The organism is Streptomyces sp. NPDC046759, assembly GCF_040645475.1.
GTDB lineage: Bacteria > Actinomycetota > Actinomycetes > Streptomycetales > Streptomycetaceae > Streptomyces.
In genome coordinates this window covers 107,383-122,165 of the sequence record NZ_JBEYYJ010000001.1, presented here as the reverse complement: position 1 = coordinate 122,165, position 14,783 = coordinate 107,383, and the positions used below count along the sequence as shown (strand labels likewise).

General features: G+C 72.1%; 13 protein-coding genes. 10 read left to right on the top strand and 3 right to left on the bottom strand.

The window, feature by feature from the left end; all coding sequences use genetic code 11:
* Positions 1–140 precede the first annotated feature (140 nt).
* From ABZ919_RS00515 to ABZ919_RS00495, 5 genes are all read left to right on the top strand, one after another.
* The gene (locus tag ABZ919_RS00515) at positions 141–407 is read left to right on the top strand and encodes a hypothetical protein (RefSeq protein ID WP_361240588.1); all 267 of its coding nucleotides are present in this window, start codon (positions 141–143) and stop codon (positions 405–407) included.
* Positions 344–742 (top strand): hypothetical protein, encoded by a 399-nt coding sequence (locus tag ABZ919_RS00510; RefSeq protein ID WP_361240585.1) that lies wholly within the window; start codon positions 344–346, stop codon positions 740–742. Before ABZ919_RS00515 ends, ABZ919_RS00510 begins: the two co-directional genes overlap by 64 nt.
* Positions 739–3,060, top strand: coding sequence for a GH92 family glycosyl hydrolase (locus ABZ919_RS00505; protein WP_361240582.1), 2,322 nt, complete (start codon positions 739–741; stop codon positions 3,058–3,060). Before ABZ919_RS00510 ends, ABZ919_RS00505 begins: the two co-directional genes overlap by 4 nt.
* 156 nt (positions 3,061–3,216) lie before the next feature.
* Entirely contained in the window at positions 3,217–4,548 is a 1,332-nt protein-coding gene (locus ABZ919_RS00500) for a wax ester/triacylglycerol synthase family O-acyltransferase (protein ID WP_361240579.1), read from the top strand.
* A gap of 422 nt (positions 4,549–4,970) precedes the next feature.
* The gene (locus ABZ919_RS00495) at positions 4,971–6,464 is read left to right on the top strand and encodes an SDR family NAD(P)-dependent oxidoreductase (RefSeq protein ID WP_361240576.1); all 1,494 of its coding nucleotides are present in this window, start codon (positions 4,971–4,973) and stop codon (positions 6,462–6,464) included.
* A 221-nt stretch (positions 6,465–6,685) separates the two neighbouring features.
* Here the strand turns inward: ABZ919_RS00495 and ABZ919_RS00490 are convergent, their stop codons facing one another.
* Positions 6,686–7,081 carry a hypothetical protein gene (locus tag ABZ919_RS00490; RefSeq protein WP_361240573.1) on the bottom strand — a complete coding sequence of 132 codons (396 nt, stop codon included), beginning with the start codon at positions 7,079–7,081 and terminating at the stop codon, positions 6,686–6,688.
* A 492-nt stretch (positions 7,082–7,573) separates the two neighbouring features.
* Here ABZ919_RS00490 and ABZ919_RS00485 point away from each other — a divergent pair, with 492 nt between their 5' ends.
* Both ABZ919_RS00485 and ABZ919_RS00480 read left to right on the top strand, forming a co-directional pair.
* Entirely contained in the window at positions 7,574–7,747 is a 174-nt protein-coding gene (locus ABZ919_RS00485) for a hypothetical protein (protein ID WP_361240570.1), read from the top strand.
* 65 nt (positions 7,748–7,812) lie between these two features.
* On the top strand, positions 7,813–8,298 hold the full coding sequence (locus ABZ919_RS00480) for a GNAT family N-acetyltransferase (RefSeq protein ID WP_361240567.1): 486 nt from the start codon (positions 7,813–7,815) through the stop codon (positions 8,296–8,298).
* Positions 8,299–8,304: 6 nt separating this feature from the next.
* Here ABZ919_RS00480 and ABZ919_RS00475 read toward each other — a convergent pair whose 3' ends face one another.
* Complete coding sequence (locus ABZ919_RS00475; protein ID WP_361240562.1) at positions 8,305–9,654, bottom strand: amidase family protein; 1,350 nt, start codon at positions 9,652–9,654, stop codon at positions 8,305–8,307.
* Positions 9,655–10,349: 695 nt separating this feature from the next.
* Entirely contained in the window at positions 10,350–11,411 is a 1,062-nt protein-coding gene (locus tag ABZ919_RS00470) for a LacI family DNA-binding transcriptional regulator (protein WP_361240559.1), read from the bottom strand.
* Between the two features lie 219 nt (positions 11,412–11,630).
* Between ABZ919_RS00470 and ABZ919_RS00465 the strand changes: the two genes are divergently transcribed.
* Genes ABZ919_RS00465 through ABZ919_RS00455 form a run of 3 tightly spaced genes read left to right on the top strand, consistent with a single transcriptional unit; the run spans position 11,631 to position 14,770 of the window.
* Positions 11,631–12,917: an extracellular solute-binding protein gene (locus ABZ919_RS00465; RefSeq protein ID WP_361240556.1), complete on the top strand. Its 1,287-nt coding sequence runs from the start codon at positions 11,631–11,633 to the stop codon at positions 12,915–12,917.
* A 6-nt stretch (positions 12,918–12,923) separates the two neighbouring features.
* Entirely contained in the window at positions 12,924–13,868 is a 945-nt protein-coding gene (locus tag ABZ919_RS00460) for a sugar ABC transporter permease (protein WP_361240553.1), read from the top strand.
* The gene (locus ABZ919_RS00455) at positions 13,865–14,770 is read left to right on the top strand and encodes a carbohydrate ABC transporter permease (RefSeq protein WP_361240550.1); all 906 of its coding nucleotides are present in this window, start codon (positions 13,865–13,867) and stop codon (positions 14,768–14,770) included. The genes ABZ919_RS00460 and ABZ919_RS00455 overlap by 4 nt, the downstream gene beginning before the upstream one ends.
* Positions 14,771–14,783: the final 13 nt, after the last annotated feature.

Below are 14,783 nucleotides of genomic sequence, written 5' to 3'. Positions count from 1 at the left end.
CGACGGCGGGGCCCTTGTCCCCTTCCTCACCGAGTACGGCCGGCGGGAACTGGACGCGGTGGCCGATGAGCTCATCGAGGTCGAGGAGGGCCGGCCCGGCGCCACCCCCCCTGGGACCGCCCGCCGGTCAGGGCCGGCGCATGTCCGCTGCGGCCGCACCGGTGTTCCGGCCAGCCACCCGCGCCGACCTGCCCGCCGTCCTCGCCCCGCTCGCCGACGAGGAGGTGGTGGTGGACCCGGCGGCCGTGGAGGTGACCGAGGCGTACGAACGCGCCGCCGCGGCGATCGAGGAGGACCCGCGGAAGGAGACGCGGTCCTCGGCGACGCGCGCACCGGCAGGGTCGTGGGCTGTCTGCAGGCGACGTACATCCCGGGACTCGGCAAGGGCGGTGCCGAGCGGGCGTTGACCGAGGCGGTGCCGAACCGGCCGGACCGGCGCGGCGGCGGAGTCGGCCGGACCCTGATGCAGCGGGCCGTCGAGCGGGCACGCGCGCGGCTGCGCACCGGTTCAGCTGACCAGCGACAAGAGCCGGGCGGACGCACACCGTTTCTGCACGTCGCTCGGTTTCGCCGGCAGCCACGAGGGATTCAGGCGGGCCCGCTGACCGCCCGTCAGGACGCCTTCGCACGTATGACCTTGTGCGACGCGTCCTGCGCAACCCGGTGGAATGCCCGGGTTCGCATCGTTCGCCCCTCAGGATGCAGGGAACGATGTCGAACCTGCGGAGGTCATCCGACATGAGAGGGACCCGGCGCACGCGGCTGTGCCTGGCCGGGGTGCTGGCAGCGTCCACGCTGATCGCCACCCCCGCCGCACGGGCCGCCGAGCGGACCGACGGCCACCTCACCGATCTGGTCAACCCGTTCATCGGGAGCCAGGACGAGGGCAACACCTTCCCCGGCGCGGCCGTGCCCTTCGGCATGGTGCAGCTCTCCCCGGACACCGGGCACAGCACGGGCTACGACTACACCCAGAGCCGTGTCCGGGGCTTCTCGCTGGTCCATCTCTCGGGCGTCGGCTGCCGCATCGGCGGCGACCTGCCGGTGCTGCCCACCACCGGGGACGTCACGCAGACGGACTACACCCGCTACGCGGCCGGGTTCTCGCACCAGGACGAGACGGCGAGCCCCGGCTACTACCGGGTCGGCCTGTCCTCCGGCATCCGCGCCGAGCTGACCGCGACCGAGCGCACCGGCGTCCAGCGGTACACCTTCCCCGCCACCGACAAGGCCGACGTCCTGCTGAACGCGGCCCAGTCGCTGCACAAGCCGGTCTCCAGCACCGTCGAGATCCTCGACGACCACACCGTGCGCACCGAGATCACCGGCCACGGCTTCTGCCGGGACACCGGCCCCTACACCGTCTACACGATCACCCGGTTCAGCCGGCCCTTCAGTGCGTACGGCACCTGGGACGGCCAGACGGTCACCCCGGGCTCCCGCAGGGGATCCGGCGGCGCCTACGTCCGCTTCGACACCACTGGCGACCGTACGGTCGAGGCGACCACCGCCCTGTCGTACGTCGACGCGCGCGGCGCGGCCGGCAATCTGGCCGCCGAGGGCGGGCGGTCCTTCGACGCGGTGCGCGAGCGGGCCCGCGAGGAGTGGGAGAGGCGGCTCGCCGCCGTTCGCGTCCGGGGCGGCACCGGCACGCTGCACCGGACCTTCTACTCCTCGCTGTACCGGTCGTTCCTCGCGCCGAACGTCGGCAGTGACGCCGACGGCCGGTACTTCGGCTGGGACCGCAACGTTCACCACGCCAAGGGCTTCACGTACTACCAGAACTGGTCGCTCTGGGACACCTACCGTACCCAGGCCCAGCTCCTCGCGCTGCTCGCGCCGCGCGAGGCACGGGACATGGCCCGGTCGGTCGTGGCGATCGACGAGGACGGCGGCTGGCTGCCCAAGTGGGGTTACGGCCCGGTCGAGACGAACATCATGAGCGGCGACCCGGTCACCCCGTTCCTGACCACGGCCTACCAGATGGGTCTGCTGAAGGGCTTCGAGGACCGGGCCTACCGCGCGCTGAAGAAGAACGCCGACGGCGTCCCTCCCGCCGTCTACCCCGGCATCGGCCGGGAGGCCAACGCCGAGTACCTCGCGCACGGCTTCGCCCCCTACGACCAGAACCGGCCGTACGCCAAGATGGGCGACTCGGACTACCACCACGGCGCCTCCGTCACCCTGGAGTACGCCCTCGCCGATGCCATGCTGGCCCAGATGGCGCGCGGGCTCGGCCACCACGCCGACGCCGCCCGCTATGCCGCCCGGGCGCAGAACTACCGGACCATCTTCGACCCCACGACCCGCTTCTTCCGGGCCCGCGACGCCTCCGGTGCCTTCACCGGCGAGGCCGACCCGGCGCGCGGCACCGGCTTCCACGAGGGCACCGCCTGGCAGTACCAGTGGCTCGTGCCGCAGGACGTGCCCGGCATGGTGCGGCTCATCGGCGGCGAGCGCGCGGCCAACGAGCGGCTGGACTCGTTCTTCGCCTACGACCGGCTGCTGGCCGACCCCGCGCGGACCGCCCGCGAGGTGTGGGTGCACGGCGACGCCTACGCGTACTACAACGCCGACAAGTACAACCCGATGAACGAGCCCGACCTCATCGCGCCGTACACCTACCTGGCCACCGGTCAGCCGTGGAAGACCACCGACGTGGTGCACGCCGCCCTGACCCTCTTCACCGACGGACCCACCGGCATGACCGGGAACGACGACCTGGGCACGATGTCCGCCTGGAACGTGCTGTCGTCCATCGGCCTGTTCCCGATCCAGCCGGGCTACGGCACCTGGGGCCTGTCCACCCCTGTGTTCGACCGCGTCGAGCTCGGCCTGGACCGCCGGTACTGGCCCGGCGGCCGGCTGACGATCACCGCGCCCGGCACCTCCGCCGGCGACCGCTACATCCAGACCGTCCGCACCGACGGAACACCGCACGGGCAGACGTATCTGACGACCGGTGCGCTGCGCTCCCTGCACTCGCTCGCGTTCACGGTCGGCCCGCGCCCGTCCGAGTGGGGTACGTCACCCGGGGCGGCACAACCGGTCCTGAAGTGACCTCGCGTATCACTTGGCTCCCGCCTCTTTCGGAGGAGGCGGGACTTAATCTGCTGTTAACTGAGCGTAGCCTGATCGTACTTGACCGTAATCAGCTGACAGAGATTGACTGCGAGTGACTTCAGATCAACCCGTCGTCGACGCGTGAGGCATCCCTTGACTTCCGACCTGCTCGCTCCCCTGGATCTGGCGTTCTGGAACATCGAGTCCGACCGGCACCCGATGCACCTCGGCGCGCTCGGCGTCTTCGGCGCTCACTCGCCCACCGCCGGTGCCCATGCCGCCGATCTGCTGGCCGCCCGGGCCGCCGCCGTGCCGGGGTTGCGTCTGCGGATCCGTGACGTGTGGCAGCCGTTCGCCTTCGGCGGCGCCGCCCGGGAGCCCGACCCGGAGTTCGACCCGCTGAACCACGTACGGCTGCACGCCCCGACCGACGACTTCCACGCGGACGCCGGCCGGCTCATGGAACGCCCGCTGGAGCGCGGCCGGCCGCCGTGGGAGGCGCACGTGCTGCCCGGCGAGGACGGGGTGTCCTTCGCCGTGCTGTTCAAGTTCCACCACGCCCTCGCCGACGGGCTGCGCGCGCTGAAACTCGCCGCCGGCGTGCTCGACCCGGTGGACCTGCCCGAGCGGGCGCCCCGTGCCGTCGAGCCGCCGCGCGGTCTGCTGCCCGATGTGCGCAAGCTGCCCGGGCTGGTCCCCGGCCTGGTCAAGGGCGCCCTGTCCGACGTGGGCCGGGCGCTCGACATCGGGGCCTCCCTCGCCCGCTCCACCCTCGGCATGCGGCCCACCTCCGCGCTCACCTCCGCTCCGAGCGGCACCCGCCGCACCGCCGGGGTCGTGTTCGACATCGACGACGTGCACCGGGTGCGCAAGACCGCCGGCGGCACCGTCAACGACGTGCTCATCGCCGTCGTCGCCGGCGCCCTGCGCAGCTGGCTGGACGAGCGTGGCGACGGCAGCAAGGGGGTGGCGCCGCGCGCCCTCATCCCCGTCTCCCGGCGCCGCCCGCGCACCGCGCACCCACAGGGCAACCGGCTCTCCGGCTATCTGATACGGCTTCCGGTCGACGAACCGGATCCGCTCGGCCGTCTGGGCACCGTGCGCACCGCGATGGTCCGCAACAAGGACGCGGGGCCGAACCGGGGCGCCGGGGCCGTGGCGCTGCTCGCCGACCACGTCCCGGCCCTCGGCCACCGGCTCGGCGGGCCGCTCGTCGGGCAGGCGGCCCGGCTGTGGTTCGACATCCTGGTCACCAGCGTGCCGCTGCCGGGTCTGGGGCTGCGGCTCGGCGGTCACGAGCTGAGCGAGGTGTACCCGCTGGCCCCGCTCGCGCCGGGACAGTCGCTGGCGGTGGCGATCTCGACGTACCGCGGGCGTGTGCACTACGGGCTGGTCGCCGACGCGCAGGCCGTGCCGGACCTGGACCGGTTCGCTCACGCGGTCTCGGCCGAGGTCCAGACACTGCTGTCGGCCTGCGAGCTCTGATCCGGCCTCCGGCCGGAGTGGGTCCCACCCGCACCACGGTGCGGCTTGCACCGTGGTGCGGGTGGTCCCGGGAGGGCGACGCGGGTGGGCGCCACAGCGGGAGAGAGGTGCCTACGGGTGGCCCCGCCGGGCCCGGATGCGGGCCGGATGCCGGTTGGGTGCCGGGGAGGGGAAAGGGGCGACCAGGCGCGCTTGCGCGCGAGTTTCGGCGTCGGGTGCCGGTGGCTCCTGGTGGGCGGGTGACGTCGTTTTCGGTTGTGGGAGGGGCCGGTGCCGCAGGGCGGGAGCGGCCGGGTGGGCGAGTGCGGCCGGGGGCCGGGCGATCGGGTTTGGCGGCTGGCCCGTGCGCTCCGTAAAATTCCGCGTTCGAAAGCGGGCGCGAGTCGGAGCGCTGCGCGGGTGATCAGGGAAGCGGCAGCGCGATGACGGTGACAGAGGACGGTTTCACGGCCACGGACGAGGTGGTCTACGGGCCGGGCATCGACCCCGAGCGGCTGGCCGTCTGCCTCGGCGTGCTCGAGGAGCTCGAGCGGATCGAGGTCGACCACCCGGACGCGATCAAGGTCCGCCGGGCCACCTCGCACATCTACCGCACGGTCAAGCAGCGCCGCCGCCAGGAGCGCCGAGCCGCGAAGACTGCGCACGACCGCGCCGTCACCGAGGCCACCGCCACCGGCTCCGCCGAGCGCATCGACGACGAGACCGAGGGCCTCCTGCCCTCGTCCAAGGTCGAGGAGGGCAGGATCGCGGGGATACTCCAGCGCCCCCGCTCCTGCTACACCTGCAAGAGCCGCTACGTCGAGGTCGACTACTTCTACCACCAGCTCTGCCCGGACTGCGCCCGCACGAACCGGGCCAAGCGCGACGCCCGCGCCGACCTCACGGGCAAGCGCGCCCTGCTCACCGGCGGCCGCGCCAAGATCGGCATGTACATCGCGCTGCGGCTGCTGCGCGACGGTGCCCACACGACGATCACCACGCGCTTCCCCAAGGACGCCATCCGCCGGTTCAAGGCGATGGACGACTCGGCGGACTGGCTGCACCGGCTGGAGGTCGTCGGCATCGACCTGCGCGACCCCGCGCAGGCCGTGGCCCTCGCGGAGCAGGTCACCGAGGCGGGCCCGCTCGACATCCTGATCAACAACGCGACGCAGACCGTGCGCCGCCTGCCTTCCGCGTACGCCGCCCTGGTCGAGGGCGAGAGCGCCCCGCTGCCCGCCGGTGAACTCCCCGCCCACCACGTGATCGGCGCCTTCAATTCCGGCGCCGTGGACGGCATCGCAGCGCTCCCCGTCGGCGTCGGCGGCCTGGACGCGCAGAAGGTCGCCGACCTCGCGCTGGTAGCGGGCAACGCCAGCGTCGCCCGGCACCTCGAAGGCACCGCCATCGACGCCGGCGGCCTCGTCCCCGACGTCGTCGACACCAACACCTGGGTGCAGACCATCGACCAGATCTCGCCGGTCGAGCTGCTGGAGACCCAGCTGTGCAACTACACCTCCCCGTTCATCCTGATCAGCGCCCTGCGCCCGGCGATGGCGGACGCGGCGAAGAAGGCCTCCAGCGGCCGCGCGTACGTCGTCAACGTCTCCGCGATGGAAGGCGTCTTCAGTCGCGGCTACAAGGGCGCCGGGCACCCGAACACCAACGCCGCGAAGGCGGCCATGAACATGGTCACGCGGACCAGCGCCCAGGAGATGTTCGACACGGACGGCATCCTGATGACCTCCGTCGACACCGGCTGGATCACGGACGAGCGTCCGCACTACGACAAGCTGCGCCTGGCCGAGGCGGGCTTCCACGCGCCCCTCGACCTGGTCGACGGCGCCGCCCGCGTCTACGACCCGATCGTCCGCGGTGAGACGGGTGAGGACCTGTACGGCGTCTTCCTGAAGGACTACGCGCCCGGCAAGTGGTGACCGGCTGGGAACGCGGTGGCCGGCGCGACCGTCCCCGTGCCGGGGCGACGGTTGCGTCGGGGTGCCCGGTGCGCAGGTGACGCGTTCTTCGTGGTGGTGATCCATCGGCTGACCCCGCCAGAGCGCGGGCCCTTGGCCGGCGCGCAGCCGATGTGTTCTCGGGCACTCCGCGCAGGCACCGCTGGTCACGGGAGGGCGCCGCACCGAGGGCCCGGTGCGGGTCAGTCGACGGCGCCGAGCCGGGAATTGCGGGCCGCCACCAGCTCCAGCACGGTGCGCCAGTCCTCCAGGACCCCCGCGTCCAACCCCGCCGTACGGCTCTCCTCGTCGGCCTGGCGCAGCCGCAGCACATCGTCGTCGGCGGCACCGGCGTCCCCGCGCACCAGCCGGAACACCCGCTCGCCGAGCAGCGAGCGGACCGCCTCGGCCGCCCGGAGTGCCCCGCCCGCCTCGTCGCCCGGCCCCAGCACCGGGCCGATGCCGTGGACCAGCCCCGCCACCTGGAGCTCCTTGTCGGCGGGGCGGCTGCGGCGCAGCAGAGCGGCGGTTTTCAGCGCGTGCTGGTGCCGGCCGGCGTACAGCAGATCCATCAGCTCCTCGACGCTGCGCAGCTCCATGCGTCAGTCCTTCCGCGAGACAGCCGTTGCCACTCATCAGCACATCACGGCGAGCTTGCGCCGCGGCCAACGGCACTTGAACTGCACCGCGAGCGGACCGGACGGCGAACATGGATCGAAACTGTGTTCGCATTGGTAGGTCGAGTGGGTGATTCTCGCGCTGGGCGCGTGATGCGCTTTGTTTCAAATGGCGGCATATTGGGGCTTATTGAGGGGCGAAGCGACGCACGATAGTTACGCCTTGTTTGCACTCCCTATCGAGCGGCAAGCCGCTCATTTGGTTAATCTGGAGGGGACGGGCAGCAACAAGGGGAGCCACCCACACCCATCGTCCGTCCCGGGGCGAGCCGGTCGACAACGACCTGCTCCGCACGAAGACCGGCGCCACCGCGTCCGAACTGGCCTTCCATCCAGACCCGAGCGGGCGTCGAGTGCCGGAGCGCAGACTGACCGGCAGGCCCCCGAGGGTGACCGACACATAAGGAGTGCGCGGTGACACCGGAGAAGACGAATCGCGAACAGCGCCCCAAGGAACGCACGGAGCACGGGAGCCGGCGGCCCGGAGAACTCGGCAGCCTCGACGTGTGGGCGCGCTCCGCCCCGATCCGCCTCGCGGGGTACGAGGACGACCTCGCCGAACCTCACATCCTGCCCAGCGTGGACTGACTCCCGGGTCGGCCGTTCGCGATCGCCGCACGCACGCATGGGCGCGACCTGACAGACTCGCGCCCATGCTGATCAGAGAAGCCGTGGCCGAGGACTGGCCGCGGATCTGGCCCTTCTGGCACCGCATCGTGGCCGCCGCCGAAACCTACGCCTGGGACCCGCAGACCTCGGAGCAGGACGCCCGCGCACTGTGGATGGGCCCGGCCAAACGCGTCTACGTCGCCGAGGACGCGACCGGAGCCGTGGTGGGCTCGGCCTACCTCACCCGCAACTACGGCGGCCCCGCCGCCCGCGTCGCCAACGCCGGCTTCATGGTCGATCCCGACCGCGCCGGCGAGGGCATCGGCCGGGCCCTCGCCGAACGTGTCCTGGCCGAGGCCAGGGCGCACGGCTACCGCGCGATGGTGTTCAACGCCGTCGTCGAGACCAATCCCGCAGTCGGCCTGTGGACCTCCCTCGGCTTCACCGTCCTCGGCACGGTCCCGGAGGCCTACGACCACCCCCGGCACGGCAGGGTGGGGCTGCACATCATGTACCGGTCGCTCGCGTAGGCGGGCTCAGGGGCCGGCCACCGGTGCCGTCCGCCGCCACGGACGCAGTCTCTCCAGTTCCTCCGCCAGCTCCAGCAGGACGGCCTCGGTACCCGGGCGGCCGACGAGCTGCACGGCACAGGGCGCGCCCGAGGGAAGGGTGCCGAACGGGATCGCCATGGCCGGCCAGCCGGTCAGGTTCCAGGGCGGGGTGAACGGGGAGTACGCGGTGTTGGCGAGGACGTTGCGCAGCCAGCCGCGTTCGTGCCACGGGCCGGCCGCGGGGGAGCGACGGGCCAGGGCGGGGGTCAGCAGGACGTCGTACTCCGTGAAGAACGGCGTCAGCCGGGCGCGCAGCCGCTCACGGCCGTCCCCGGTGCTCACCGACCGGACGAACCGCCAGCCCACCGTCGCGTGCACCCGGGTCCGCCGGGCCAGCCGCGCCGGGTCCAGGCCCTCGGCGTCCACCGCGGTCCCGGCCGTCCAGTGCCGCAGCGCGGTCACGCCCAGCGAGAGGGGATACGGCGGCTCGGCCCGCCGCACGCTGTGCCCGGCCCGCGCCAGCACCCCGGCCGCCTCCCGGACCGCGATCGTATACGGCCTGCTCACGGTGACCCCGGCGAGCGGACTGCGCACGGCCGCGGCGATCCGCCGCGGCGTGGGCTCCTGCGCGGGGGAAACATCGGTACCGGCCAGGACGCCCAGCATCAGCCGCAGGTCCTCCAGCGACGTGGCCAGCGGACCGTTCTCCGCCATGCCGAACCAGTCGCCGTTGCCGATGCCTGCCGGGACCACTCCGTGCCCCGGCTTCAGGGTGACCAGGCCACAGTTCGCGGCCGGGATGCGCAGCGACCCCATCCCGTCGTTGCCGAGGGCGACCGGCACCATCCCCGCGGCGACCGCAGCCGCGCTCCCGCCGGAGGAACCGCCCGCCGTCCGCGAGGTGTCCCACGGATTGCGGGCGGTGCCGAAGGCGCCCTCCGTGGTGCCGAAGACACAGAGCTCGGGCACGTTCGTCAGACCGACGACCACCGCGCCGGCCGTCCGCAGCCGGGCCACCGTCTCGTGATCCTCGGCGGCCGGGGTGTCGGGAGTGGCGGTGGAGCCGTCACGACGGGACTCGCCGCGCACCGCCAGATTGTCCTTCACGGCCACGGGTACGCCCGCGAGCGGCAGCTCGGCCAGATCGGCACGGGCCGCCACCTCGTCGGCCTCGGCGAGCGCCGCCTGGGCCCGCACCTTGCGGAACGCCCCGATCCGGCCGTCGAGCCGTTCGATCCGGGCCAGGTGCTCGGCCACGACCTCCCGGGGCGTCACCCGCTTCTCGCGTACGGCTGCGGCAATCTCGGCGGCACTCCGCCCGGCCCACTCACCCACCGGCACTCCTCGCTCGGTCGTCGCTACCCGCTGGTACGCATCACGGCGCAGGGAGAACTGTGCCCGGTCGGGCACGGTACGTCGAGAGGCGGGGACGGGCCGCGCGCGGTTACAGCGGCCGGACTACTTCCTCGTCGACATGTTCTCCCCGGACGGCTCCCGCAGTGGCGGAGGACGGCCGTGGCGGGGCCGCCGGTGTAGTGCAGTAGGTCGGACGCGGGCCGGTGTTCCTCGGCCGTGCCGCGGTACGCCGCCGCGAGCGGGGCGGATTCGGCGGTCCAGGGTCCGTCCGCCTGGACGCGCAGCGCGTGCACCCGGGTGCCGGGCGTGCCGACGAGGAAGCGGCCGGCGAACGGCCCGTCGGTGTGGACGAGTTGGCAAAGCGAGCTCAGACGGCCGTCCAGCGCGTCCACCACGAGGTGGGCGGGCGCCTGATGGGCGAGCGTGAGGACGACCGGCTCGGGGTGCGCGGGGAGGCGAACCACCTGGGGCCGTCGCCGGCCGCGCGGTACAGGACGGGGTCAGTGCGGGCAGCGCGGACCTGGTCGGGGGCGTGGGCGGCTCGGGTGACTTGGCCACACCGGGGTGTGTCCGCTCTCGTTCCTGCGCAGCCACTCCATCGCGAGATCCCCCCCGTCGGGCCTGCGGGCGCCCCGTCATCGTAGGCGGAGGGGTGCTCCCGGGGACGCCCGCGCTCAGGGCGGCCCGGCCGGTGCCGTCGCCGCCGTACCCGTGCTGCCCCGACCCGTCAGCCGCGGCACCGGCACCCCGACCGAGCGGGCCGCGTTCCCGTCGAGCAGGGCCAGCAGTTCCCGCGCCGCCGTCCGGCCGAACTCCGAGCTGTCGCGGGAGAGGGCGGACAGCCTCGGCGTGACCATGCGGCACAGTGCCGAGTCCTCCCAGGAGACCACCGAGACGTCCTGCGGGACACGGAAGCCGAGTTCGGCGGCGGCGGCCACGCCGGCCACGGCCATCACGTCGTTGTCGTAGATGAGCGCCGTGGGGCCGGGGGAGTCGCCGAGGACGCGGCGGGTGACGGCGGCGCCCTGGGCGTCGGAGTAGTCGGTGGTGACCGAGCGGACCTCGGTGAGAGCGCGCCGCTCCGCCTCCGCGCGCAGCGTGGCGACGCGGCGCCGGGTGTGCGCCAGGTCGGGCAGTCCGGCGATGTGCACGATCCGGCGGTGGCCGAGCGCCGTCAGCTCGTCCACCACGGAGGCCATCGCGCCCGCGTCGTCGGCCCACACCGTGGACAGGCCGGGGTGCCCCACGTCGGGCGCGCCGCCGATCACCACGGCGGGCAGCCCGAGTTCGTCCAGCAGGCCGGGGCGCGGGTCGTCGGCGCGCGGGTCGGCCACCAGGACGCCGTCCACCCGGTGCTCCGCCCACCAGCGGCGGTAGACCGCGCACTCCTCGGGCACGTCCTCCGCCACCTGGAACAGCAGCCCGAGGTGCCGCTCGGCCAGCACCTCCTGGATGCCCGAGACCAGCTGGAGGAAGAAGGAGTCGACGCCGAGGGTGTGCGCGGGGCGCGCGAGGACGAAGCCGACCGTGGCCGCGCCCTCGCCGGACAGGGCGCGGGCGGCCGTGCTGGGGCGCCAGCCGAGCTGCTCGGCGACCCGGCGGACCCGTGCCCGCGTGGCCTCGGAGACGCCGGGGCGGCCGTTGAGCGCGAAGGAGACGGCACTCTCGGAGACCCCGGCGCGCCGGGCGATGTCCTTCATCGTGGGCCGGCGTGCGGGGGACCGTTTGGTCGGCACGTTTCTCCCCCTCCTGACGGTGCGTGCTAATGCGCTTGAGTGTCAAGACCCTAAAGCGCATTAGCAGAACTCGGCAAGTTCCCGTGCGGGCCGCTCCGACCTGCACTAATGAACTGCCTATTTCTTTAGTTCGGAAGAACGCATTGACTTTCTCCGAACGGCGCGGGCAAGGTCTCTGGCGCCCCCAACCACCCCACGCAGCAAGGGAGTCGTGTCCCCATGCCCATCTCCCGCAGAGCCCTCGCCGCCGCTGTCGTCGCCCTCGCCCTGCCGCTGAGCGCCTGCGGGTCGGGCGGTGGCGACGGCGGCCCGACCGACGCCTCCGGAAAGATCGAGGGCGACATCACCTTCCAGACCTGGAATCTGCGCGCCAACTTCACGTCGTACTTCGAGGGCCTCATAGCCGACTTCGAGAAGAAGTACCCCGGCACGCACGTGAAGTGGGTCGACCAGCCCGCCGAGCACTACGCCGACAAACTCAGCGCGGATGCCGCCGGCGGCACCCTGGCCGACGTCGTCAACGTCTCCCCGGACCTGGTCGCCCCCCTCGCCAAGGCCGGGCTGGCCATGGACCTCGGCAAGGCCGCCGCGAAGTACAGGTCCGAGTACCTGGACGGTGCCTGGGCCAGCCATCAGGTGCCGGGAACGAGCGGCACCTACGCCTTCCCCTGGTACCTGAACACCGGCCCGCTCTTCTACAACAAGGCCCTGTTCACCAAGGCCGGACTCGACCCCGACCGGCCGCCCAAGACGTACGACGAGCTCTTCTTCGACGCCTTGCAGATGGCCCGGAGGAGCGGCGGCAAGGTCGCCACCCTCGCCAACGTGCCCTCCATCGAGGACTTCGGGCGCTACGGGGTCCCCCTGATGAACAAGCAGGGCACCGCTTTCGCCTTCAACAACGCCAAGGGGGTCGAACTCCTCGCCAAGTACAAGGAGTTGTACGACGCCAAGGCGCTCGACCCGCAGGCGCTGACCGCGACCCCGGAGTCCTCCGGCAAGAAGTTCCTCACCGGTGCCGTCGCCATGAACCCCGGCAGCGCCCTCGACCTGGACAACTTCAAGAAGAACGCGCCGAGCCTGTACAAGAACATCGGCATCACCGACCAGATCACCAGCACCGGGCACGTCAACATGTACGTGATGGGCGTGATGGTCAACTCCCGCACCGAGCACACCCCGGCCGCGGTCGCGTTCGCGCACTTCGTCACGGACGCACAGAACCAGATGTCCTTCGCGAAGAAGGTCGCCATCTTCCCGAGCACCGCAGGCTCCCTGAACGACCCGTACTTCACCAAGGAGGACGGCACCGACGAGACCCGGGTGCGCATCGCCGCCGCCAAGTCCCTGAAGAACGCGGTCAACTACACGCCCGTACTGTTCAGCGACCAGATGAAGACCGCGCTGCAGAACGAGGTCGCCAAGGCGCTGCAGGGCAAGGAGAGCCCCGGGCAGGCTCTTGACAACGCTGTCAGCGCCGCCAACCGGCTTCTGCGGCAGGGCTGACCGGCCATGGCCGCTCCCACCGCCCACGCCGGGACACGGCACCGGCCGCCGAGCGGGATCCGCCGCCGGCCCCCGATCGGGATCCGGCGTCAGCTGCCCACCAGCCCCTGGCTGTTCGCCGCGCCCGGGCTGCTCGTCACCGGCGCCTTCGTGCTGTACCCGTTCGTCTCCACCCTGGTGAACTCCTTCACCGACCGCCGCACCCTGCTCCCGGGCCACTTCGTGGGCCTCGCCAACTTCCGCGAGCTGCTGCACGACGACATGTTCTGGACCGGCCTGCGCAACAGCACCCTGTACATCGCCGGGGTCGTGCCCGCCCTGGTCGTCCTGCCGCTGCTGCTCGCACTGCTGGTGCAGAAGAACATCCCCGGCATCACCTTCTTCCGCTCCGCCTTCTACACCCCGGTCGTCGCCTCGATCGTGGTGGTCGGGCTGATCTGGGTGTGGCTGCTGGACGAACGCGGCCTGGTCAACTCGCTGCTGGAGACGATCGGGATCGGCCGGATCGGCTTTCTCAGTGACCAGTGGCTGCTCCTGCTGAGCGCCATGGCCGTCACGGTCTGGAAGGGCCTCGGCTACTACATGATCATCTATCTCGCGGCGCTGGCGGACGTGCCCCGGGAGCTGCACGAGGCCGCCGCCGTGGACGGCGCGGGCCCGGTGCGCCGCTTCCTCTGCGTCACCGTCCCCGCCGTGCGCTCCACCATGGTCCTCGTCGCCGCGCTCTCCTCGGTCGCCGCCTTCAAGGTGTTCTCCGAGGTGTACCTGATGGCCGGCCCCGACGGCGGACCGGCCGGCGAGGACACCACGCTCGTCATGCTCGTGCAGCGCACCGGCACCGGCCTGACCGGCCGGGTGGGCTACGCCTCGGCGCTCTCGGTCGTGGTGTTCGCCGTCACCGTCGCGCTCATGCTGCTGGTGCTGCGGGCCGACCGCCGGGAGGAGCAGTGAGCGTCCTGGAGGAGGTACGGCCCGAGCCGTCCGTCACCCGGCAGCGGGAGCCGCGCGTCACCGACGAACACGGCCGCCGTGTCCGCGTCGGTGAACTGACCTGGCGCTATCTGCTGCTCCTCGGCGTCCTCGCGCTGAGCGTCGGCCCCTTCCTCTGGCAGCTGTCGACCTCGCTCAAGGGCCCCACCGAGGACATCTACAGCTCGCCGCCGAGCCTCCTGCCCGCCCACCCCACCCTGCACAACTACACGCGGGTCGCCGACACCATCCCCGTGTGGGACTACGCCCTGAACTCCCTGAAGGTCGCCACCGCCAACGTCGTCACCAACTGCGTCGGCTCGGCGCTCGCCGGATACGCCCTGGCCCGGCTGCGCTTTTGCGGCCGGCGCGTGACCACGCTGGTGTTCGTGCTCGCGATGCTCGTGCCGGTCGAGGCCATCGTCATCGCCCAGTTCACCACCATGCGCGAACTCGGCCTGAACAACACGCTCATCGGTGTCGTGCTGCCCGGCGCGGTCGGCGCGATGAACGTGCTGCTGATGCGCAACGCCTTCCGCAACCTGCCGTACGAGATCGAGGAAGCCGCCTACGTCGACGGCGCCGACGTCTGGCAGCGGTTCCTGCGCGTAGCCCTGCCGTCGGTCAAGGGGACCCTCGCCGTCGTCGCGATCTTCGCCTTCATGGGCGCCTGGGACGACTTCCTGTGGCCGCTGATCGTGCTCAGCGACCCGTCCAGGTTCACCCTCACCATCGGCCTCAACTACCTGCACGGCACCTTCGCCGACGACGAACGCCTCGTCGCCGCCGGCACCGTGATCGCGGTGGCCCCGCTCATCGCCCTCTTCGCCTGCCTCCAGCGGTACTTCTTCCGCGGCGTCGGCGAGGGCGCCGTCAAGGGCTGAACACCGTGTACGC

Coding starts and splice junctions, on each gene's coding strand:
- ABZ919_RS00515 (WP_361240588.1), top strand. CDS start 141: ATGTCCGCTGCGGCCGCACCGGTGTTCCGGCCAGCCACCCGCGCCGAC.
- ABZ919_RS00505 (WP_361240582.1), top strand. CDS start 739: ATGAGAGGGACCCGGCGCACGCGGCTGTGCCTGGCCGGGGTGCTGGCA.
- ABZ919_RS00495 (WP_361240576.1), top strand. CDS start 4,971: ATGACGGTGACAGAGGACGGTTTCACGGCCACGGACGAGGTGGTCTAC.
- ABZ919_RS00490 (WP_361240573.1), bottom strand. CDS start 7,081: ATGGAGCTGCGCAGCGTCGAGGAGCTGATGGATCTGCTGTACGCCGGC.
- ABZ919_RS00480 (WP_361240567.1), top strand. CDS start 7,813: ATGCTGATCAGAGAAGCCGTGGCCGAGGACTGGCCGCGGATCTGGCCC.
- ABZ919_RS00465 (WP_361240556.1), top strand. CDS start 11,631: ATGCCCATCTCCCGCAGAGCCCTCGCCGCCGCTGTCGTCGCCCTCGCC.
- ABZ919_RS00460 (WP_361240553.1), top strand. CDS start 12,924: ATGGCCGCTCCCACCGCCCACGCCGGGACACGGCACCGGCCGCCGAGC.